At 69.4% G+C, this 22009-nt stretch carries 15 protein-coding genes and 1 tRNA gene; 13 read left to right on the top strand and 3 right to left on the bottom strand.

What is annotated here, in order from left to right:
* Positions 1–46 precede the first annotated feature (46 nt).
* From IFT89_RS13895 to IFT89_RS13880, 4 genes are all read left to right on the top strand, one after another.
* Positions 47–1108, top strand: coding sequence for a polyprenyl synthetase family protein (locus IFT89_RS13895; RefSeq protein WP_079706663.1), 1062 nt, complete (start codon positions 47–49; stop codon positions 1106–1108).
* 113 nt (positions 1109–1221) lie between these two features.
* On the top strand, positions 1222–2607 hold the full coding sequence (locus tag IFT89_RS13890) for an FAD-dependent oxidoreductase (protein WP_202939262.1): 1386 nt from the start codon (positions 1222–1224) through the stop codon (positions 2605–2607).
* A 96-nt stretch (positions 2608–2703) separates the two neighbouring features.
* Entirely contained in the window at positions 2704–3792 is a 1089-nt protein-coding gene (locus IFT89_RS13885; RefSeq protein WP_202939261.1) for a hypothetical protein, read from the top strand.
* 72 nt (positions 3793–3864) lie between these two features.
* The gene (locus IFT89_RS13880; RefSeq protein ID WP_202939260.1) at positions 3865–4902 is read left to right on the top strand and encodes an alpha/beta hydrolase; all 1038 of its coding nucleotides are present in this window, start codon (positions 3865–3867) and stop codon (positions 4900–4902) included.
* 287 nt (positions 4903–5189) lie between these two features.
* On the opposite strand, the gene IFT89_RS13875 is transcribed toward IFT89_RS13880, so the two are convergent.
* Positions 5190–5678: a YajQ family cyclic di-GMP-binding protein gene (locus IFT89_RS13875; protein ID WP_056014685.1), complete on the bottom strand. Its 489-nt coding sequence runs from the start codon at positions 5676–5678 to the stop codon at positions 5190–5192.
* Positions 5679–5731: 53 nt separating this feature from the next.
* Here IFT89_RS13875 and IFT89_RS13870 point away from each other — a divergent pair, with 53 nt between their 5' ends.
* The 5 genes from IFT89_RS13870 to IFT89_RS20820 all read left to right on the top strand — a co-directional run bounded on the left by IFT89_RS13870 (position 5732) and on the right by IFT89_RS20820 (position 11025).
* Positions 5732–6496, top strand: coding sequence for a lytic transglycosylase domain-containing protein (locus tag IFT89_RS13870; RefSeq protein ID WP_202939259.1), 765 nt, complete (start codon positions 5732–5734; stop codon positions 6494–6496).
* 105 nt (positions 6497–6601) lie between these two features.
* Positions 6602–6683: transfer RNA gene (locus tag IFT89_RS13865), tRNA-Tyr, on the top strand.
* A 445-nt stretch (positions 6684–7128) separates the two neighbouring features.
* Positions 7129–8400, top strand: a complete 1272-nt coding sequence (locus tag IFT89_RS13860) for an HNH endonuclease signature motif containing protein (RefSeq protein WP_202939258.1) — start codon at positions 7129–7131, stop codon at positions 8398–8400.
* A gap of 334 nt (positions 8401–8734) precedes the next feature.
* On the top strand, positions 8735–9562 hold the full coding sequence (locus IFT89_RS13855) for an inositol monophosphatase family protein (protein WP_202939257.1): 828 nt from the start codon (positions 8735–8737) through the stop codon (positions 9560–9562).
* A gap of 260 nt (positions 9563–9822) precedes the next feature.
* Positions 9823–11025: a M23 family metallopeptidase gene (locus IFT89_RS20820; protein ID WP_202939256.1), complete on the top strand. Its 1203-nt coding sequence runs from the start codon at positions 9823–9825 to the stop codon at positions 11023–11025.
* 478 nt (positions 11026–11503) lie between these two features.
* On the opposite strand, the gene rfbB is transcribed toward IFT89_RS20820, so the two are convergent.
* Positions 11504–12502, bottom strand: coding sequence for a dTDP-glucose 4,6-dehydratase (gene rfbB / locus IFT89_RS13845; RefSeq protein ID WP_071258697.1), 999 nt, complete (start codon positions 12500–12502; stop codon positions 11504–11506).
* Positions 12503–12575: 73 nt separating this feature from the next.
* Positions 12576–14312, bottom strand: a complete 1737-nt coding sequence (poxB, locus tag IFT89_RS13840; protein WP_202939255.1) for a ubiquinone-dependent pyruvate dehydrogenase — start codon at positions 14310–14312, stop codon at positions 12576–12578.
* A gap of 244 nt (positions 14313–14556) precedes the next feature.
* Between poxB and IFT89_RS13835 the strand changes: the two genes are divergently transcribed.
* From IFT89_RS13835 to treZ, 4 genes are all read left to right on the top strand, one after another.
* Positions 14557–15618: a serine/threonine-protein kinase gene (locus IFT89_RS13835; RefSeq protein WP_159453425.1), complete on the top strand. Its 1062-nt coding sequence runs from the start codon at positions 14557–14559 to the stop codon at positions 15616–15618.
* Positions 15619–15712: 94 nt separating this feature from the next.
* Positions 15713–17761, top strand: coding sequence for a glycogen debranching protein GlgX (gene glgX, locus IFT89_RS13830; RefSeq protein ID WP_202939254.1), 2049 nt, complete (start codon positions 15713–15715; stop codon positions 17759–17761).
* Positions 17758–20112: a malto-oligosyltrehalose synthase gene (gene treY, locus IFT89_RS13825; RefSeq protein WP_202939253.1), complete on the top strand. Its 2355-nt coding sequence runs from the start codon at positions 17758–17760 to the stop codon at positions 20110–20112. The genes glgX and treY overlap by 4 nt, the downstream gene beginning before the upstream one ends.
* 5 nt (positions 20113–20117) lie before the next feature.
* Positions 20118–21893 carry a malto-oligosyltrehalose trehalohydrolase gene (gene treZ / locus IFT89_RS13820; protein WP_079707010.1) on the top strand — a complete coding sequence of 592 codons (1776 nt, stop codon included), beginning with the start codon at positions 20118–20120 and terminating at the stop codon, positions 21891–21893.
* The last annotated feature ends 116 nt before the right edge of the window (positions 21894–22009 follow it).

Below are 22009 nucleotides of genomic sequence, written 5' to 3'. Positions count from 1 at the left end.
CGGTCCTCCGGCACAGGTGACGGGCTGCCCCGGCTAGGCTAGAGCTGTGAATCCCAGCGCGACCCGCCGTGTCAGCAACCTGGCCAGCCAGGCCGGGCTTGCCGAACGCATGTTCGCGACCGGTGCAGACCGGAAGCTCGCCAAGACCATCGACGACGGCGTGGCCCGCCTCGAGATCGGTCTGGAGGAGCAGCTCGGGTTCACCGACGACCTCGTCGACGTCACCGCGCGCTATCTGCTCGAGGCCGGCGGCAAGCGGGTCCGCCCGCTGCTCACCATGCTCATCGCCCAGCTCGGCGACGGCATCACCGACAACGTCCTGCGGGCGGCCGAGGCGATCGAGATCACCCACCTCGGCTCGCTGTACCACGACGACGTCATGGACGACGCCGACAAGCGTCGCGGCGTCCCCAGCGCCCACCAGGTGTTCGGCAACAACACCGCCATCCTCACCGGCGACCTCCTGTTCGCGCGCGCCAGCCAGATCATGGCCGACCTCGGCGAGCGGGCGATCCGGATCCAGGCCGCCACGTTCGAGCGCCTCGTGCTGGGGCAGCTGCACGAGACCACCGGCCCTCGCGAGGGTCAGGACGAGGTCGAGCACTACATCCAGGTCCTCGCCGACAAGACCGGCTCGCTCATCGCCGCCGCGGCCCGGAGCGGCGTCATCTTCTCCAACGCCCCCGAGGTGTACGAGAGCGCGGTCGTCGAGTTCGGCGAGAAGGTCGGCATCGCCTTCCAGCTCATCGACGACGTCATCGACCTGTCGCCGCAACCCGAGGAGACCGGCAAGGTCCCCGGCACCGACCTGCGGGCCGGCGTCGTCACCCTCCCCATGCTCTACCTGCGCCGCGAGGCGGTCGCCGACCCCGAAGCCGCGGCCCTCGTCGCCCGTCTCGACGCCGAGGTCACGGAGACGGACCACGACCCGGTCCGGTTCGCCGCACTGGTCGCCACCCTGCGCGACCACGCCGTGACCGCGCGGACCTTCGCCGAGGCACGGCAGTGGGCCGACGAAGCGATCGCGGCACTGGCACCGCTGCCCGACGGCTCGGTCAAGAAGGCGCTCGTGCACTTCGCGAAGGCGATCGTCGACCGAAGGAGTTGATGGCGGCGCCGCTCCACCGGAGCGGCAGGGCATCCCAGACGCGCATGCATGACGGCCGGAGCGCTCAACCGGCCGCACCCGGAACCCCGCACGGGGACACGAAAGGAACCACCGTGACCAAGCTCAGGCTGGCCATCGTCGGCGCAGGACCCGCAGGCATCTACGCGGCGGACATCCTCCTGAAGGCGGAACGGAAGTTCGACGTCTCCATCGACCTCTTCGAGCAGCTGCCGGCCCCGTACGGCCTGGTCCGCTACGGCGTCGCGCCCGACCACCCGCGTATCAAGGGGATCATCAACGCGCTCCGCGACGTCCTCGACCGAGGCGACATCCGGATCTTCGGCAACGTCCGCTTCGGTGTCGACATCACGCTCGACGACCTCAAGCACCACTACAACGCCGTGATCTTCTCCACGGGCGCCGTCGAGGACGCCCCGCTCGACATCCCGGGCATCGACCTCGACGGGTCGCACGGCGCCGCCGAGTTCGTGAGCTGGTTCGACGGACACCCCGACGTCCCACGCACCTGGCCGCTCGAGGCGGAGTCGATCGCGGTGATCGGCAACGGCAACGTCGCGCTCGACGTCGCACGCATGCTCGCGAAGCACCCGGAGGACCTGCTCCCGACCGAGATCCCGGCCAACGTCCACGAGGGGCTGCAGCAGTCGCCCGTGACCGACGTGCACGTCTTCGGGCGTCGCGGGCCCGCGCAGGTGAAGTTCACGCCGCTGGAGCTCCGCGAGCTCGGGGAACTCAACGACGTCGACATGATCCTGGCCGACGAGGACTTCGACTACGACGAGGCGTCGAAGGCGGCGGTGGCGAGCAACAAGCAGGTCATGGTCATCGACCGCGTCCTGCAGCAGTGGCGCAAGCGCGAGACCGGCCAGGCCTCGCGCCGACTGCACCTGCACTTCTACGCGAAGCCGCTCGAAGTCGTCGACGACGGTTCCGGCAAGGTCGCCGCCTTCCGGTACGAGCGGACGAGACCAGACGGTCAGGGCGGGGTCGAGGGCACGGGTGAGATCCGCGAGGTCCCGATCCAGGCGCTCTATCGCGCGGTGGGGTACTTCGGAAGCCCGCTGCCCGGCGTGCCGTTCGACTCGCGGCACGGCGTCATCCCCAACCACGAGGGCAAGGTCCTCCACCCCGAGAGCAACGAGCGCGTCCCGGGCGTCTACGCGACCGGGTGGATCAAGCGTGGTCCGGTCGGCCTCATCGGCCACACGAAGTCGGACGCGATGGAGACCATCAGTCACGTCATCAACGATCAGGCGGACTGGTGGGCGCCCGCGGAACCCGAGGAGGAGGCCGTCGTCGCGCTGCTCGAGTCGCGTGGCGTCGCCTACACGGACCTCGAGGGCTGGCACCTCCTCGACCAGCACGAGATCGCGCTCGGTGAACCACAGGGTCGTGCCCGCATCAAGGTGGTGCCGCGCGAGGAGATGGTGGCGATCTCGCGGGCGCAGTCGTCGGATGACGGGACACCGTCCGCCTGAGTCGCACCGGCGACGGTCGCAATCCGGCCGATCGCCGCGAGTCAAGCCGCTTCACGGAACCCGGTTTCGGCGCGAGTCGGTCACTATGCTGGACGGATGACCGACCCCAACGCGCCCCAGAACGTCCCGTCGGAGCAGCCGACGTCCGTACCGCCGTCCGAGCCGCCGGCATTCGTCGCCGACGGCCAGCAACAGCAGCAGCCGCGCTACGGCGAGATGCACCCGGACCCCGTGCAGCAGCAGTGGGACCAGACGGGTCAGCAGACCCCGGCTCCGCAGCAGGGTGGCCAGTGGGGCCAGCCGCAGACCGGTGAGCAGGCGGGCCAGTGGGGCCAGCCGCAGCAGGGCCAGTACGGCCAGCCGCAGCAGCCGGGCCAGCCGCAGCACACCGGCCAGTACGGTCAGGACACGGGGCAGTACGGCCAGCCGCAGCAGACCGGTCAGTACGGCGCCCCCCAGGGTCAGTACGGTCAGCCGCAGCAGGGCCAGTACGGTCAGCCGCAGCAGTACGCGCAGGCTCCGAAGGCGCCGAACCCCCGTGCACGCGAGACGCGTCTCGCGCTCGTGTCGGTCGGGATCGCAGCGGGTATCGCCGCGGCCGTCGCCCTGGTGAGCCTCATCGGGTCGTTCTTCAGCATCTCGGAGTTCTACCCCATCGGCGACGTCCTGTTGAGCTTCGGCGCGAACCTCGTCAACATCGCCCTCTGGGGTGCGGGAGCAGCTCTCATCCTCATCATGGTCCGTCCGCTCACCCGGGTCCGCACCGCCCGAGACCTGATCCAGTCGGTGGGCATCGCCGCGGCCGTCGGCACCGGCGTCATGCTGCTCATCGTGCTCATCGTCACCATCGTGCGCGGCGTCGTCGAGCAGTACGGCACGCCGGCGTTCTTCGTCAATCAGGGCTTCCTCTCGCCGATCCTCTACGGGGTCACCCTCGCGGGCTTCCTCACGATCGGCGCCGTGCTCGTGACGCGGTTCGTCGCACCCGAGGGCCTCGCCGACGCTCCGCGCGAGCAGCACAGTGGTCAGCAGCACGGTCAGCAGTTCCAGCAGGGTCAGCATGAGCAGCAGGGGCAGCACCAGCAGGGTCAGCACGACCAGGGCTCGCAGCAGCACGGTCAGCCCCAGCAGCCCTACGGACAGCAGCCGCAGGCTCCGCAGCAGCACAACCCGTACCAGCAGTAGTCGGAGGTCGGGTGGTCGGCGCGGGAGCCCGACCATCCGACCACCGATCAGCGGGCGCGGTAACGTGACGGTATGGCCGGATCTCGAGGGTGGACCGCCGACATCCTCGGCGAGGGCTTCCAGCAGCGCACGCTGAACCTCGAACCGGATGACGAGGGCGAGGTCGTCGCGACCCTCGTCCGCTACCGGATGCCGCCCCTCGAACAGCTGGGCGAGTTCCTCCTGCCGGACGTCGCGGACGGCATCGACGTCCTGTACGTCCACGGCTGGTCCGACTACTTCTTCCAACGTCATCTGGCTCGATTCTGGGCCAGGCTCGGCGCGCGGTTCTACGCGCTCGACCTGCGCAAGTACGGCCGGAGCCTCCGCCCGCACCAGACGCCGGGATACGTCGACGACCTCCGCACTTATGACGAGGACATCGAGGCCGCGCTCGCGGTGATGGGGCACGGCCCCGAGGACCACGCTGCCGGGCGTCGGACCCGCCGCCGACTCGTCCTCCTCGGCCACTCGACCGGCGGGCTCACCCTGAGTCTCTGGACGGCCCGGAACCAGGATCGCGTCGCCGGTCTCGTGCTGAACAGTCCATGGCTCGAATTCCAGGCGAGGCAGCTCGGGCGGCTCGCGATCGCCCCGCTCGTCCAAGCCGGATCGCGGATCGACCCGCGTGCGCAGCTCCCCGTCGTCGACCTCGGGTTCTACACCCGCTCCGTGTCGAGCACGATGGACGGGGCATGGGACTACGACTTCGCCTGGCGGCCCCTCCACGGCTTCCCGCTGCATCCCGGGTGGTTGAATGCGATCCTGCGAGGGCATCGGCTCGTCGACGCGGGCCTGCAGCTGCGTGTGCCGGCCCTCACGCTGCTGTCGGCACGGAGTGTCCTGTTGCCGCGGTGGAACGAGGCGATGATGCGGAGTGACACGGCGCTCGACGTCGACGCGGTCGCGGAGCGCGCACTCGACCTGGGCGAGACCGTCACGATCGTTCGCCTCGACGGCGCACTGCACGACGTCTTCCTGTCCGAGGAGGCCGTCAGACGCCGCGCCTTCGAGCAGATCGTCACCTGGGCACGCGGCTATCTCGCGCCGCCGCCGACTGCCGACCGCTAGCGCTCAGCAGGCGGGATACCTCGTCGCGGACGTCGCGGATCCGGTCGCCCGGCGGCGAGCCAGTCGGCGTAGCTGTGATTCGCGCCGATCGTGCACCAGCACGGGACACCGACCTCCTGGCCGGCGCGCGAGGTCCGGAAGAGTTCGAGATGCGACCCGTCCGCGGGTCTGTGGTGATCCACTGCTCCACTCCAACCATCGAGCCCGCTCGTGCGGGTGCTCCGGTGAAGAGAGTGGTGCGGGGGTCGATCATGACGCGATCGAGGTGATCGACCGCGTCCGACCAGCTAGCGGTAGTTGACGAACTGGAGGTCGATGTCGAGGTCGGCGCCCTTGAGCAGCGCCATGGTGGCCTGGAGATCGTCACGGCTCTTCGACGAGACACGGAGCTCGTCGCCCTGGATCTGCGACTTGACCGACTTCGGGCCCTCGTCGCGGATGAGCTTGTTGGCCTTCTTCGCGATCTCCTGGCTGATGCCCTCCTTGAGGGTCGCCTCGATCCGGTACTCCTTGCCGCTCGCGAACGGGTCGCCGACCTCGAGGCTCTTGAGCGAGATGCCGCGCTTGATGAGCTTGGACTCGAAGACGTCGAGGATCGCCTTCACGCGCTCCTCGGTGTTGGCCTTCATGAGGATCTTCTCGCCGCTCCAGGCGATCGAGGCACCGACGTTCTTGAAGTCGTACCGCTGCTCGACCTCCTTGTGCGCCTGGTTGAGGGCGTTGTCCGCCTCCATCTTGTCGACCTTGCTCACGACGTCAAACGATGAATCTGCCATGTGGACCATGGTAGCGCCGGTGTCGCTCAGGCAGGTGTGGTTGGGTGGGTGCGATGCGCAGCCCGGTGAAGCAGGACCAGCGGACCATCGTCGGACGACGAGGGGCGCTCGCCGGAGCGACCCTGGCGATCGGTGTGCTCGTGTTGAGCGGTTGCGCTCCCGAGCCGGACCCCGTCCCGTATGCGGTCCCCGTCGAGCTCCCGCCGAAGAGCGACGCCCCTGACGGCGGTGTCGCGAACGTCGACCTCGCCGACTCCCAGTGGATCACCGAGGTCGCCGAGGCGAGTGGCATCCCCGAGCGCGCCCTGCGTTCCTATGCCGGTGCCGCCATCCGCAAGGCCGAGCTGACGCCGGAGTGCGGTATCGGCTGGACGACGATCGCGGCCGTCGGGTTCGCCGAGAGCGACCACGGTCGCCACGACGGCTCGAAGCTCGGCGAGGACGGTGTCGTGACGCCGCCGATCTTCGGTGTGCCGCTGAAGGGTGGCGAGACCGAGGAGATCACCGACACCGACCAGGGGGTCATCGACGGCGACCCGGTCCATGACCGTGCCGTCGGGCCGTTCCAGTTCATCCCGCAGTCGTGGGAGAACTGGGGGACCGACGCGAGCGGTGACGGCGTGCTCGACCCGCAGAACCTCGACGACGCGGCGATGGCGGCTGCGAACTACCTCTGCCGGGCGAGCGACTACGACATGCGGACGGAGGACGGCTGGCTGAGCGGGATCCGGGCGTACAACTCGTCACCCGAGTACCTTCGCCGGGTCGCCGCAGCGGCGAACGAGTACGCCGAAGCTGCGCCGTCCGACAATCGCTGAGCGGCCCGGTGACGGATGCCGATGCTGATTTCGCGTCCGGCGGTCTGACGGCTATATTGGTCAAGCGCTTTCGGTTGGCTGTTCGAAAGTCGGTCGGGCGCGCTTGGCGAGTTACCCTAGCGGCCAAAGGGATCTGACTGTAAATCAGACGGCTCAGCCTTCGGGGGTTCGAATCCCTCACTCGCCACGGACAAATCGCCTCATCCTCGGATGGGGCGATTTTTCGTCGTGCCGGCGAGAGTCGGGCGGGCGTCCCTCCCCGTCTCTGAGCTTGTTGAAGGGCGCGCGGAAGGCCTGGCGGATCCGGCATGCCTTTCCCGGTCCCTGATCAACCTTCTTCGATCCCTGAGCTTGTCGAAGGGTGCACGGAGAACCCCACGGACCCGGGATGCCTCCTCTGGTCCCTGATCAACCCTCTCCGGTCCCTGAGCTTGTCGAAGGGCACACGGAGAATCCCGCGGATCCCGCATGCTCCTTCCGGTCCCTGAGCTTGTCGAAGGGCCTGCGGAGAACCTCACGAATCCGGCTTGCCTTCTTCGGTCCCTGAGCTTGTCGAAGGGCACACGAGGAGACTTCCACAGCCGACACAACTCAGCAGCTGGAATGTCAGTGGTCCATGGTGGACTGGAGTCATGACCGAGGCCACCCTCACCGCGATCCGCGCGAGCGACGAATACGCCGCGCGTCTCGCGGAGTTCTCGGATCACTACGCGGACATCCAGCGGCGTCGCGCCAACCTGGACGCCGAGGAGGCCCGACTCCTTGCTCGATCTGCCGCCTACGCCGACGCGTTCGCCGACGCCACGGTCCCGGCGATCTTCCCGTCCGCTGAGCGGCAGGCGCTCTCCCGCCGCTCCACCTGCGCAGCCCTCGCGATGGCGACCCGAACGCCCGAGCAGACGGTCCAGCGGGCGACGAACGACGCCGAGCGGCTCGTGAACGACGCGCCTGCCGTGCTCGCGTCGCTTGAGGCCGGCCGCATCTCGGTCCGGCACGCGCAGACGATCGTCGACCAACTCAGTGACGTGCCTACAGCAGGGCGGGCAGTGTTCCTCGTCGAAGTCCTAGCGGTCGCGGAAGAGTCCACCAACGCAAGCCTCCGGAGGCGCGCCCGCGTCCTGCGCGAGCGACTCCACCCCGAGTCGATCACCGCACGCGCCCGGCGGTCCGAGGCGGACCGTCGGGTGGAGTTCGAGCCAGCGGCAGACGGCATGGCCTGGGTGCATCTCTTCACCACGGCACCGATCGCGCAGGGCGTCGTCGAGCGGGTCGAGGCTGCAGCCACGGAATCGCGCAATGCGGGTGACACCCGCACCTGCGCCCAGCTGCAGGCCGACGCCCTTGCAGCGCTGGCGCTCACCGGCGTGACCCCGGAAGACGTGATGTTCAGCCCGGTCCTCCCGCACCCGATCGAAGTGCAGGAGCACATCAAACCGACCGTGCAGATCACGGTCCCTGCGCTGAGCATGGCCGGTGCCTCTGACGCCCCGGCCACGCTCGACGGCTACGGGCCGATCGATCCGGAGACCGCGGCCCGTATCGCGGTCAACGCACCGAGCTTCACCCGGATCCTCGTCCAACCGGAAACCGGTGCGGTCCTCTCCGTCGGGCGGAACCAGTACCGAGTTCCGGCCGACCTCCAACGTGCAGTCCGCCTCCGGGACGGCACCTGTCGAGCACCGGGCTGCGGGCGACGAGCCAGAGCCTGCGACCTCGACCACTCGGTCGCGTGGGAAGACGGCGGGACAACAGATGTCGGGAATCTCGCCTGTCTCTGCCGACATCACCACCGGATGAAACACCTACCCGGATGGAACCTCGACCACGGCCCAGGCGGGGTCCTCGAGTGGACGACACCCGACGGGAAGCGCCATCGGACGGAACCGGACCCCGCGCCGTTCTGACCTCCGCCGGTCCCAGAGCCTGTCGAAGGGTTTCTCGTGGGCACTTCGACAGGCTCAGTGACCGGGACAGGTGTGCCCGGAACGATGAGGCATCCTCGTGCGCACTTCGACAGGCTCAGTGACCGGAAGAGGTGTGCCCGGAACGATGAGGGTTCCTCGTGCGCACTTCGACAGGCTCAGTGACCGGGAGGGGTGTGCCCGGGAGATGCCGGTCCCTGAGCTTGTCGAAGGGCACTCGGGTTGCGCTGCCTCGGTGAGCGGGGAGAGGGAAGTCCGGAAGGCTTCGGTCCCTGAGCTTGTCGAAGGGCGGCAGGGGTCGCCATAGGGTGGTGGGGTGACCGGACACGAAGAACTCCTCCAGATCGCCACCGACATCGCCGCAGAGGCCGGCGAGCTGATCCTGCGCCGACGCCGTGAGGGCGTCGAGATCGCCGCGAGCAAGTCGTCGGTCGAGGACGTCGTGACCCGAGCCGACCGCGAGTCCGAGCAGTTCATCCGCGAACGCCTCATGGCAGCACGACCGGACGACGGATTCCTCGGCGAGGAGACCGGTGCGGAGGGCGGCGCGACGGGGACCTCCGGCCTTACCTGGGTCGTCGACCCCATCGACGGCACCGTCAACTACCTCTACGACATCCCAGCGTACGCCGTCAGCATCGGCGTCGTCGAAGGCGAACCGGACCCGGCCACCTGGACCGCCCTCGCCGGAGCCGTGGTGAACCCGGTCCTGGGCGAGCACTACACCGCCTCCCGCGGCGGGGGAGCACGACTGAACGGCCGCGCCCTCGAGGTCAACCGAGGCGTGGCCCCGAACGTGGCTCTCCTCGGCACCGGTTTCTCCTACACCGCCTCGCGGCGCATGGAACAGGCTGCCGTGCTCGGCGCCCTCCTCGGGACCTTCCGCGACGTCCGTCGGATCGGCTCCGCTGCACTCGACCTCTGCAGCGTCGCGTCCGGCCGCCTCGACGCCTACTACGAGAGCGGCCTGAAGCCGTGGGACCAGGTCGCGGGCGCGCTCATCGCCGCCGAGGCGGGCGCGACGGTCGCCGGCTTCGACGGTGCTCCGGCCACCACACAGCTCATCATGGCCGCCGATGCGCCGCTGCTCGCGGTCCTCGAACGGCTCCTTGTCGAGCAGGGCTTCGCGACGCCGATCGGCTGAAACTCCATGCGCGCTGCCGCCGCTCGCGGTAGCGCTCCGGTGACGACTCGTTCATAAGAGAACTCTCATATGGCCTCTGACCAGGACTTTCTCGGATAAAACCGAGCACTGCCATGGCTTTTTCAGCCTCCCGTTGCTAGCATTTATGCATTCGTTACCTTCGCGTTCCCCCGCGCGGATGGACGTCGAGACCTTCCTGCCAGCCCCATTGAAAGGCCCCCGCCCCCTTGTCACGCCATGCCAGCCCTGAGGACACCCCTGTGCTTCCCGACCCTCAGGACCCGCAGAACACGTCTGTCGAGCACGACGCTGCATCCCCGCAGACGCCGCCGCTCAGCCGCCGTGAACTCCGTGAACGTGAGCGTCAGGCGGCGGCCGCACTGGAGCACCAGGAGTCAGTGCTGCAGGACCCGACGCACGAGGCCAGCACCGACCAGGAGGAGACGGCCGCGGCCATCGATCCGGTCGACCAGATGATCGCGGAGGCGATCGACGCCGTGCACACCACCGACGTCGCCGACATCGCGCCGGTCGAGGCAGAGCCGCTCATCACCGAACCGGCCGTGGCTTCCGACTCCGCTCCGGCCACCGAGTCCATCACCGTGGCGGTCGACGCGTCCACGGTCGACGCCCCCCGTGCGCGCCGAGCCGCTGCACCGAAGCCGGCCTCGAAGCCCCGCGCATCGTCCCGCCCGGCTGCCGCACCGGCGTCGCCCCGCCCGACGACGATCGCGCGCAAGCGTCGCATCACCACCAAGATCTTCGCGGGTGCCGCGATGGGCTTCGTCGCCCTCATGGCCGTGGCCACCTCGGTGCCCGCCAACGCGCTGCTCACCGCTGAAGACGTCGCGACCTCGGTGGCCGAGGCCTCGCAGGCCGAGCTCGGCGACGGCAACGGGCTGAGCAACCAGGCCTCGCAGTCGCTCGACAGCGAGGGTTCGGCAGAGCTGACCTTCACCCGCGACGACTACACGACGAGCACCGTCGAGGAAGCCGCCGCCGCGATGGGTATCCGCCCGGCGAACACCTTCACCAACAACCCGAACGGGACCATCCAGTGGCCGTTCGCGGTCGGGGTCACCATCGGCGACCGCTTCGGTGCCCGCGACTGCGCCGGGTGCTCCAGCGACCACCACGGCCAGGACTTCAACCCCGGCAACGGCGCGCCCATCCAGGTCATCGCCGACGGCGTCGTCCGCCACGTCGAAGACGGTGAAGGCTCGCTCGGCGTCAACGTCATCGTCGACCACACCATCAACGGCCGCCTCGTCTCGAGCGTCTACGCGCACATGCAGCACGGCTCGGTCCGCGTCGTCGAGGGGCAGGCGATCAAGGTCGGCACCATCCTCGGCCTCACCGGCAGCACGGGCATGTCCACGGGCCCGCACCTCCACTTCGAGATCCGACTCGACGGCGTCACCTGGGTCGACCCGCTCGAATGGCTCTACGCGAACGTCGACTGACGCCGCGCAACCCGAACGCTTCGACTGCCTCGCCCGACTCCGGGCGGGGCAGTCTTGTGTCACCCCGAGGGCGGGTGCCCTTCGACAGGCTCAGGGACCGGTGTTGGGGCTTCAGGGACCGTGAGGGTTCTCCGGGGCGGGGATGGGGCCCTCGTGGTACGGGGTACTTCCGTCGGTCACTGAGCTTGTCGAAGTGCCCACGGGGTGCGCCGCCCTTCGACAGACTCAGGGACTGGGGTTGGGGCTCAGGGACCGGTGGTGGGCGTCCTGGGTTGGGGATGGGGTCCTCGTGGTGCGGGGTACTTCCTTCGGTCACTGAGCTTGTCGAAGTGCCCACGGGGTGCGTCGCCCTTCGACAGGCTCAGGGACCGCGGTTGGGGCTCAGGGACCCGGGTCTCCAGGCTCAGGGACCGGTGGACGCAACGACGAAGGCCCGCCCGGCTGCTGCCGGACGGGCCTTCGTGACGGTGTCGGAGGGTTACTGACCCTGCTCCTGGTACTTCGCCTCGGTGGCGGCCTTCTGCGGCTTCCACCACGACTCGTTGTCGCGGTACCAGGCGATCGTGTCGGCGAGGCCGGCCTCGAAGTCGCTGAACGCCGGGGTCCAGCCGAGCTCCGTGCGCAGCTTCGACGAGTCGATCGCGTAGCGGAGGTCGTGGCCGGGACGGTCGTTCACGTGGTCGTAGGCGTCCGCCGGCTGACCGAGCTGGGTGAGGATGAGCTCGACGACGTCCTTGTTGTTCTTCTCGCCGTCGGCACCGATGAGGTACGTCTCGCCGATGACCCCCTTGTCGAGGATCGTGAGGACGGCGGACGAGTGGTCGTTCGCGTGGATCCAGTCGCGCACGTTCTCGCCCGTGCCGTACAGCTTCGGGCGCTCACCGCCGAGCACGTTCGTGATCTGGCGCGGGATGAACTTCTCCACGTGCTGGTACGGACCGTAGTTGTTCGAGCAGTTCGAGATCGTTGCCTTGACGCCGAAGGAACGCACCCACGCGCGGACGAGGAGGTCGCTGCCGGCCTTCGTCGAGGAGTACGGGCTCGACGGGTTGTACGGCGTCTGCTCGGTGAAGCGCTCCGGGTCGTCGAGTTCGAGGTCGCCGTAGACCTCGTCGGTCGAGATGTGGTGGAACCGCGTCCCGTGCTTGCGAGCCGCCTCGAGCAGCGTGTACGTGCCGATGATGTTCGTGTCGAGGAACGGGCGCGGGTCGTGGAGGGAGTTGTCGTTGTGCGACTCCGCCGCGTAGTGCACGACGGCGTCGTGACGTGCGAAGAGCTCGTCGACGAGCGTCGCGTCCTGGATGTCGCCGACGACGAGCTCGAAACGATCGGCCGGGAGGCCGTCGAGTGAGGCGCGGTTGCCCGCGTAGGTCATCTTGTCGAGGACGGTCACCGAGTGATCGGTGTTGTTCAGGACGTAGTGGACGAAGTTCGAGCCGATGAATCCGGCGCCGCCGGTAACGAGAAGTCTGGACACGGTAGACGAGTCTACCCGGCGGTCTCTGGATACCGCGGGGGAATCCGGGGGCCGCGGGGAATCCGGCTGTCGCTCAGTGACCGGGCAGGATGCGGCGCAGCAGGTTCGTGTTCGCGAGGTCGAGCAGTTCATCGCCGCGGCCCGACATGACGGTGCGCAACGCGTACAGGGTGAACCCCTTCATCTGCTCGGCGGTGATCGTCGGCGGGATCGACAGCTCTTGTCTCGCCGTCACGACGTCGACGAGCGCCGGACCGTCGTGATCGAAGGCCCGCCTGATGGCGCCCTCCAACTCGCTCGCCCGCTCGACGCGTTCGCCGTGGATCCCCATGCCCTCCGCCACACGCGAGAAGTCGGGGTTCACAAGGTCGGTGCCGAAGTTGACGAACCCGGCGGCCTTCATCTCCAGCTCCACGAAGTTGAGCGAGGAGTTGTTGATGACGATGATCTTCACGGGCAGCTTGTTCTGGGTGAGCGAGATGAGTTCGCCGAGGAGCATGGTGAGCCCACCGTCGCCCGCGAGCGCGACGATCTGACGGCCGGGGTGGGACGCCTGGGCTCCGAGACCGTGGGAGACGGCGTTCGCCATGCTGCCGTGGCTGAACGAGCCGATGAGTCGGCGCCGCCCGTTCATGGTGAGGTAGCGCGAGGCCCAGACGACGGGGGAGCCGACGTCGGGGATGAACACGGCGTCGTCCGTGGCCAGCTCGTCGACGACCTTCGCGAGGTACTGCGGGTGGATCGCCTGGCCGTCGTGGTCGGCCGTCGCGAGGTCGTCGAGGCCCTTCCGCGAGCTGCGGTAGTGCTTGAGCGACTCCTCCAGGTGCTTGCGGTGCGTCTTGCGCTCGAGCTTCGGCAGCAGCGCGTCGAGCGTGTCCCGGACGGTCCCGACGAGCGGCAGGTCGACCGGGTGCCGCCGGCCGATCTGCTCACCGCGGATGTCGACCTGGATGACGGTCGCGTGCTCGGGGAAGAACTGCGGGTAGGGGAAGTCGGTGCCGAGCATGAGGAGGACGTCGCACGACAGCATCGCGTGGTAGCCGCTGGCGAATCCGAGGAGGCCGGTCATGCCGACGTCGAAGGGGTTGTCGTATTCGACGTGCTCCTTGCCCCGGAGGGCGTGCACGATCGGCGAGGCGAGGGCGTCAGCCGTCTCGATGAGCTGGGCGTGAGCGCCAGCGACGCCCGCACCGGCCAGGATCGTGACGCGCTTGCCGGCGTTGAGGATGCGTGCGGCCTCGTCGAGCTCGTGCTCCGACGGCAGGATCCGAGGCTGCGTGGCACGGATGGCGGAGACGTGCTCGCTCACGGCCCGCTGCAGCATGACGTCGCCCGGCACGACGACGACGGCGACGCCGCGGCGCTCGACCGCGGTGCGCATCGCGATCTCGAGCACCCGCGGCAGCTGCTCCGGGACGGACACGAGCTCGACGTAGACGCTGCACTCCCGGAACAGTTCCTGGGGGTGGGTCTCCTGGAAGTAGGTGCTGCCGATCTCCGAACTCGGGATGTGCGCGGCGATCGCGAGCACCGGTACCCGCGAGCGGTTCGCGTCGAAGAGGCCGTTGATGAGGTGGAGGTTGCCGGGGCCGCAGCTCGCCGCGACGACCGCCAGCTCACCGGTCAGCTCCGCTTCGGCGGCTGCGGCGAAGGCAGCCGCCTCCTCGTGGCGGACGTGGACCCAGTCGATGCCGCCGGAGGAGCGGAGGGCGTCGGTGAAGCCGTTCAGGGAGTCGCCCGGGAGGCCGTAGACGCGTTGTACACCGCTGGCCTGGAGGGTGGCGACGACGGTTTCAGCGACAGTGGACATGGGTGCTCCTCGCAGCAGACGACTCGGCCCGGGTTCCCCGGCCCTCTCCATGGTCCTCGTCGCGGTTCGGGGCCCGCAAGGGAGCATCGGGGTCTTGCAGACGCCTACCAGGTGCGCTAGCCGTTCTCAACACTCCGACACGAATCCGCCTGAACGACGAACGCCTTGTAACGTGGTTGCTGGAACAGCCTGCCGAGAACACGGTGGCGCGGCCAACATCGACTGCACCGTGAAGGGGGCGGCCGTGAGCGACTCCCTGCACCGACCGCCGGCACACGCCGGATCGATCACCGATCCAGCTGCGATGTTCACCGAGCACACCGAGACGGTCGTCACCGGCGTCAGCCTGTCGAACGGGCGTTACAGCATCGGTGAGCAGCTCGGCTCCGGCGGGTCCGCCAACGTCTACCGCGCACGCGACGAGCTGCTCTCGCGCCCCGTCGCCGTGAAGCTCTTCCGCGACGAGGCCGCGACCGCGAACGACCGCCTGCGCCAGGAGCGGGAGATCCGTCTGCTCGGGGAACTCCGCCACCCGGGCCTCGTCGAGCTCTACGACTCCGGTTCCGTCGTCCACCGCGGCGTCGAGCACCGGTTCCTCGTCATGGAGTACATCCCGGGCGCCACGCTCACCGACAAGCTGCAGGCCGGCCCGATGCTCCCGCGTGACGCAGCCGCCCTCGGTGCGCAGGTCGCCGACGCGCTGTCCTTCATCCACACGCGGTCGATCGTGCACCGCGACATCAAGCCCGACAACATGCTCTTCAGCGACATCGCCGCGTTCGGCCACGCGAACCTCGTGAAGCTGTCCGACTTCGGGATCGCGCACTTCGTGGGCGGGTCGCGCCTCACGAACACCGAGGCCATCTCCGGCACGGCGTCCTACCTCTCGCCCGAGCAGGCGCTCGGCGACACCGTCGGCACCGAGACGGACATCTACTCGCTCGGACTCGTCCTGCTCGAGGCCGTCACCGGGCGCCGGGAGTTCGACGGCGGTCTCGTCGAGGCCGCCATCGCACGCCTGCACCGTGACCCAGTGATCCCGCCCGAGCTCCCCGCCGCCTGGCACCCGCTGCTGCGGTCGATGACCGCCCGCAAGCCGGAGGACCGACCCGCCGCCCACGAGGTCGCGGCCAGCCTGCGCGAGATCTGGTCGGAGTCGCGCGTGCGCCGGGTCCGTCGGGTGCGTGCACGGCTCGGTCTCGTCGTCGACCAGGGCGTCGACCCGCGGATCGCGTTGCTCCTCGCCGCCGCGACGGCCGCTGCGGGGCTCGCCATCGGTGTCGCGATCGGCATCTTCGCGTTCTGATCGGCCCATTACCACGTTTCGTCCGGAACCGGGGAAGTCATCCGGCCGGTGTACCGTCTCAACAACGATCGATCCCTTCGAGTGAAAGGGCGCCATGACGCTCTCGACCCCCTATCCGCTCGGCGTCACCCTTCGGGGCGATGGTGCGAACGTCGCCATCTACTCGGAGACCGCCGACGCCGTCACCGTGTGCATCTTCCCCGAGGGCGGGGAGGAGCAGCAGACGCGCCTCGAACAGCGCACCGGACACGTGTTCCACGGACTGGTGGAGGGCCTCGTCCCCGGGACGCGGTACGGCATCCGCGTCGACGGCCCCTGGGACCCGGCGAACGGTCTCCGCCACAACCCGGCGAAGGTGCTGCTCGACCCGCACGCGACGGCGGTCACGGGGCGCTACGACCTCGGCCAGGCGCAGTTCAGCCACCGCCTCGACGCTCCGGAGACGATGGACGACACCGACTCCGCGGGCCACGTCGCGCTCGGTGTGGTCACCGACCCCTCCTCGTTCGACTGGGACGCCGACGGCCAGGACGTCGCCCCGCGTGTCCCGCTCGCCGAGACGATCGTCTACGAGGTCCACGTGAAGGGCTTCACCAAGCAGCTCGCCGAGGTGCCCGAGGAGATCCGCGGCACCTACGCCGGCCTCGCCCACCCGGCGGCCATCCGCTACCTCACCGACCTCGGCGTGACCGCGGTCGAACTCCTCCCGGTGCACCAGTTCGTGCAGGACAGCCACCTCGAGGAGAAGGGCCTCCGCAACTACTGGGGCTACAACTCCATCGGCTTCTTCGCCCCGCACGGCGAGTACGCGGCCGCCGGCGACAGCGGTGGGCAGGTCGACGAGTTCAAGGCCATGGTCAAGGCGATGCACGCCGCCGGCCTCGAGGTCATCCTCGACGTCGTCTACAACCACACGGCCGAGGGCAACCACATGGGCCCGACCCTGTCGTTCAAGGGCATCGACAACGCGGCCTACTACCGTCTCGTCGACGAGGACCGCGAGCACTACTTCGACACCACCGGCACGGGCAACAGCGTCAACGTCGGCCACCCCGCGGCGCTCGGGCTCATCATGGACTCCCTGCGTTACTGGGTGACCGAGATGCACGTCGACGGCTTCCGCTTCGACCTCGCGACGACGCTCACCCGCCAGGACGGTTCCGCCGAGATCCACAGTGCGTTCCTCTCGCTCATCGAGCAGGACCCGGTGCTCGCCCCGATCAAGATGATCGCCGAGCCGTGGGACACCGCCGGCTACCAGGTCGGTGGCTTCCCCGCGAGCTGGTCCGAGTGGAACGGGAAGTTCCGCGACGACGTGCGCGACTTCTGGAACGGCGCCGACAGCGTGCTCGGCACCATGTCGCAGCGCGTCCTCGGCAGCCCCGACGTCTACGAGGCGTCCCGACGCTCGCCGCTGTCCAGCGTCAACTTCGTCACCGCGCACGACGGCTTCACCCTCGCCGACCTCACGGCGTACTCGACGAAGCACAACGCGGCGAACGGCGAGGACAACAACGACGGCGAGAGCGACAACCGCTCCAGCAACAACGGTGCGGAGGGTCCGACGGACGACCCCGCCGTGAACGCGCGCCGCGACCGTCAGCGTCGCAACTTCCTCGCGACGGTCCTGCTGTCGGCCGGTGTCCCGATGATCCTCGGCGGCGACGAGATCGCCCGCACCCAGGGCGGCAACAACAACGCCTACTGCCAGGACAACGAGGTGTCGTGGTTCGACTGGGAGCACGCCGACCACGACCTCCTCGGCTTCACGAAGCGCCTGATCGCCCTGCGCCTCGCCGAGCCGGCCCTGCGACCCGACTGGTTCCGCCAGGGTCCGGGCTCCAAAGCCGATGACCGGGTCTTCATCACCCGGTCCGATGACGAACCCTTCGCCGACGAGGACTGGGACAACCCCGACGCCCGGTCGATCACCTTCGTGTTCCGTCACGCCGGATCGGCCTCGTTCGCCCTGCTGCTCAACGCGGCCGAGAACGGCGTGGAGTTCAGCCTGCCGAAGGCTCCCGGCCTGCCGTGGACGCTCGTCGAGTCGAGTGACCCGGAGCAGATGCTCGCCGAGGGGTCGACGACGGTGATCGTGCAGGGGACCTCCTTCACCCTCCTGCGATCGGGGGTCGCATCATGACCGACGTGTCCGGCGGCGGGCCACAGCGTTCCGCCGTGCCCGTCTCGACCTACCGCCTCCAACTGACCGCCGACTTCCGGCTGCAGGACGCCGCGGCGCTCGTCGACTACCTCCAGGCCCTCGGCGCCGACTGGGTCTACCTGTCGCCGATCCTCCGCGCGGAACCCGGATCCACCCACGGCTACGACGTCGTCGACCACACCGAGGTCGACCCGGAACGCGGCGGTGCCGACGGGCTCACGGCGCTCGCCGAAGCGGCCCATTCGGCGGGCCTCGGCGTCCTCATCGACACCGTCCCCAACCACATGGGCGTCGCGACACCGGTCGAGAACGCCTGGTGGTGGGACCTGCTCCAGCACGGTCGGAAGGCAGAACACGCGGCCGCGTTCGACGTCGACTGGGAGGCCGGCGACGGTCGCGTCCGGGTGCCGATCCTCGGCGACGACGAGGACGGCCGCAGCGCGCTCGACGACCTCAGTGTCGAGCACGGCGAACTGCGCTACTTCGACCACCGACTGCCCATCGCTCCCGGGACGGCCGACGACGACGCGAGCCCGCGCGAGGTGCACGACCGGCAGCACTACGAACTCGTCAACTGGCGCCGCGCCGACAGCGAGCTGAACTACCGACGGTTCTTCGCCGTCAACACGCTCGCCGCGATCCGGGTCGAGGACCCGGCGGTCTTCGACGGCTCGCACGTCGAGATCGGTCGCTGGTTCGACGACGGCCTCGCCGACGGGATCCGCGTGGACCACCCGGACGGACTCCTCGACCCCGGTGCCTACCTCGACCGCTTGTCCGAGCGCATCGGTGGAGCACCCATCTGGGTGGAGAAGATCCTGGAGGGTGAAGAGGACCTCCCGGCCGAGTGGGCCACGCTCGGCACCACCGGCTACGACGCCCTGGGCGACGTCGACCGCGTGCTCGTCGACCCGGACGGCCTGCCCACGCTCGGTCAGCTCGCGGGGATCGAGCTGACGCGTGACGCCTGGGACGACCTCGTGCACACCACGAAGCGGGGCATCGCCGACGGGATCCTCGGGTCCGAGGTCCGCCGCCTCGCGAGGCTCGTCCCCGAGGTGCCGGACGCCGTCGACGCGCTCGCCGAGATCCTGACCGCGTTCCCCGTCTACCGTTCCTACCTGCCGCTCGGCGACGAGTACCTGGACGCCGCACTCGACGAGGCGGAGACCCGTCGGCCGGAGCTCGCCGACGCCTTCGCCGCCTTGGCACCCCGCCTGCGCAGCGCGACCGATCCGCTCGCCGCGCGCTTCCAGCAGACCTCGGGCATGGTGATGGCGAAGGGCGTCGAGGACACCGCGTTCTACCGCTACACGGCGCTCACCTCGCTGACCGAGGTCGGCGGAGACCCCGCCGAGACCGACATCAGCGTCGCCGAGTTCCACCACCGCCAGGCACGGCGGCAGGCGGAGTGGCCGTCCTCCATGACGACGCTCAGCACCCACGACACGAAGCGCAGCGAGGACGTCCGCGCCCGCATCGACGCCCTGAGCGAGGTCGCGGACCGGTGGGCGGAGCACGCCGTCGCCCTCCACACATCGAACGGCTTCCCCGACCGGCAGCTCGAGCAGCTGGTCTGGCAGGCGGCCGTCGGTGCGTGGCCGATCGAGCGCGAACGACTGCACGCCTACGTCGAGAAGGCCGCGCGTGAGGCCGGCGACTCGACCACCTGGACCGCACCGGACGAGACGTTCGAGGCCGCTCTGCATGCCGCGGTCGACGGACTGTACGACAGCCGTCGTGCGAACGCCGCGCTGCTCGACGCCGTTGCGGACGTCGAGGCGGCCGGCTGGTCGAACAGTCTGGTCGCCAAGGCGATCCAGCTGACGATGCCCGGCGTGCCGGACGTGTACCAGGGCAGCGAGCTCTGGGACCGATCGCTCGTGGACCCCGACAACCGTCGCCCGGTCGACTACGCCGAGCGTCGCGCGGTGCTGGCCCGTCTCGACGAGGGCTGGCTGCCGCCGGTCGACGCCGACGGAGCCGCGAAGCTCCTCGTGACCAGCCGGCTCCTCCGCCTGCGACGCGAGCACCCGTCGCGGTTCGCCGAGTACACCCCCATCGGGGCGGACGGACCGGCCGCCGACCACGTCGTCGCGTTCTCACGCGGTGGCGTCACCACGGTCGCGACCCGGCTCTCGCTCCGGCTCGCGGAGCACGGTGGATGGAAGTCGACCACGGTCACCCTGCCGGAGGGCCGGCTCGTCGACGTGCTGACCGGCCGTGAGCTGCAGGGCGGCGAGGTCCGTCTCGCGGCGCTGCTGGAGCAGTATCCCGTCGCCGTCCTGACGCGGCCCGACGATGCGGCCGAGGCCGCGAGCGAGGAGTGAGCACGATGACGACCAGCACCACGAGTCCGGCTGACGGGTTCCGTGTCTGGGCACCCGAGGCCCAGCGCGTCGACCTCGTCCTGGACGGTGAGCAGCACCCGATGGACCGCGACGTCGCCGAGGGATGGTGGATCGCGCTCGACGGTGCCGAGCCCCGCGCGGCGGTCGTCGACAGCGACTACCGCTATCTCGTCGACGGTGAGGGTCCGTTCGCCGATCCGCGCTCGCGTCGGCAGCCGGAGGGCGTCCACGGCCCGTCACGCGTCGTCGCTTCCGACCCCGTGCCGTGCGACGGGACCGGCTGGCGGGGTCGCTCCCTCATCGGTGCCGTGCTCTACGAACTCCACATCGGCACCTTCACCGAGGCGGCCACCTTCGACGGGGCGATCGAACGCCTCGACGACCTGGTCGAGCTGGGCGTCGACGCCGTCGAGGTCCTGCCGGTCAACGCGTTCAACGGCGTCTGGAACTGGGGCTACGACGGCGTCTTCTGGTCGGCTGTCCACGAGGCCTACGGCGGACCGGACGGCTACCGTCGCTTCGTCGCCGCGTGCCATGAGCGCGGGCTCGCCGTCATCCAGGACGTCGTGTACAACCACCTCGGTCCCTCCGGCAACGTCCTGCCCCGCTTCGGCCCGTACCTCGCGGACGGCGCCGGCAACACCTGGGGCGACAGCCTCAACCTCGACGGGCCGGACTCCGACGAGGTGCGTCGGTACATCATCGACAGCGCGCTGCTGTGGTTCGAGGAGTACGGGGTGGACGGCCTTCGCCTCGACGCCGTACACGCCCTGCACGACACCCGTGCGATCCACCTTCTCGAGGAACTCGACGCCGCGGTGGATGCGCTCAGCGCCGACCTCGACCGACCGTTCACGCTCATCGCCGAGTCGGATCTGAACGACCCGAAGCTCATCACGCCCCGGGGGCCCGGCGGTGCCGGCGGGTACGGTCTCGACGCGCAGTGGAGCGACGACTTCCACCACGCACTGCACGTGGCGCTCACCGGCGAGGTGTCCGGCTACTACGCCGACTTCGCGCCGCTCGGTGCCCTCGGCAAGGTCATGGAGGAGGGGTTCTTCCACAACGGCACCTGGTCGAGCTTCCGCAAGCGCCACCACGGCCGCCGCATCGACCTCGAACGGACGCCGAGCTGGCGGCTTGTCGTCTCCGACCAGAACCACGACCAGATCGGGAACCGCGCGACGGGCGACCGGCTGGCCGCGACGCTCGACGACGGGCAGCTCGCCATCGCCGCCGCCGTCACGCTGCTCGGACCGTTCACCCCGATGCTGTTCATGGGGGAGGAGTGGGCCGCCTCGACGCCCTGGCAGTTCTTCACCTCGCACCCGGAGCCCGAGCTCGGTGAGGCGACGGCGAAGGGCCGGATCGCCGAGTTCGCCCGGATGGGTTGGAACGAGGCCGACGTGCCGGATCCCCAGGATCCCGAGACCTACCGTCGGTCGGTGCTCGACTGGTCGGAGCGGTCCCGTGGGCGGCACGCGACGCTGCTGACCTGGTACCGACGGGTGATCGAGCTGCGGCGGACGGTCCCGGCGTTCACCGATCCGGCGTTCGCCGACACGACCGCGATCGTCGACGAGGCGACCGGCTCGTTCGTCCTGCGTCGTGGCTCTGCGATGCTCGCGGTGAACTTCGGGACGGAACCGGTGGAGCTCACCCAGCGGGTCGGTGAGCTGCTCGACAGCTTCGGCGAGGTCGTCACGACGGAGGGGTCACTGCGGCTCGGAGCGCACTCCGTCGCCATCCTGCACCACTGAGTCCCTGGGCCTCGGGTCAGCGCGGTGCGCTGACCCGGGCGCGGGTCTACGGCGTGAGCGCGCCCCTCCGGTGGGGCGCGCTCACGCGCACGCCCCGCGGCGGGGCCGATTCCGGC

Source organism: Plantibacter sp. CFBP 13570, assembly GCF_014841395.1.
Lineage (GTDB): Bacteria > Actinomycetota > Actinomycetes > Actinomycetales > Microbacteriaceae > Plantibacter > Plantibacter auratus.
The sequence above is the reverse complement of the archived record's forward strand: the minus strand, read 5'-3'. Positions and strand labels throughout refer to the sequence as shown.